The 485-nt window shown below is 70.5% G+C and carries 1 protein-coding gene; it reads left to right on the top strand.

Annotated features, from left to right (window positions below; genetic code table 11):
* On the top strand, positions 1-485 hold a 485-nt coding region (locus tag TR48_RS35590; RefSeq protein ID WP_152628363.1), incomplete at both ends, for a beta-ketoacyl synthase N-terminal-like domain-containing protein.

The raw sequence follows: 485 nt of genomic DNA on the forward strand, positions 1-485 counted from the left end.
CACCGAGTTGTTCGGTGCGCAGGAGGAGATCCGCGCCGCCCTGCCCGCCGTCGCCGTGACGGACGACGACCCGATCGCGATTGTCGCGATGAGCTGCCGATTCCCCGGCGGCGTCAGCACCCCCGAGGAACTGTGGCAGCTGCTCGTCGCCGGTGAGGACGCGATCGGCGCCTTCCCGGTCGACCGTGGCTGGGACCTCGCGGGCCTGTACCACCCGGACCCGGACCACCAGGGCACCACGTACGCCCGCGGCGGTGGATTCATGGACGGGGTCACGGAGTTCGACTCGACGTTCTTCGGGATCTCGCCCCGTGAGGCGCTGGCGATGGACCCGCAGCAGCGGCTGCTGCTGGAGACCTCGTGGGAGGTGTTCGAGCGGGCCGGCATCGACCCGGTCTCGCTGCGCGGCAGCCAGTCCGGCGTGTTCATCGGAACCAACGGCCAGGACTACGCCAACCTGCTGGTCGACGGCCTGGAAGGCGTCG

It is taken from the genome of Streptacidiphilus neutrinimicus, assembly GCF_000787815.1.
GTDB classification, from domain to species: domain Bacteria; phylum Actinomycetota; class Actinomycetes; order Streptomycetales; family Streptomycetaceae; genus Streptacidiphilus; species Streptacidiphilus neutrinimicus.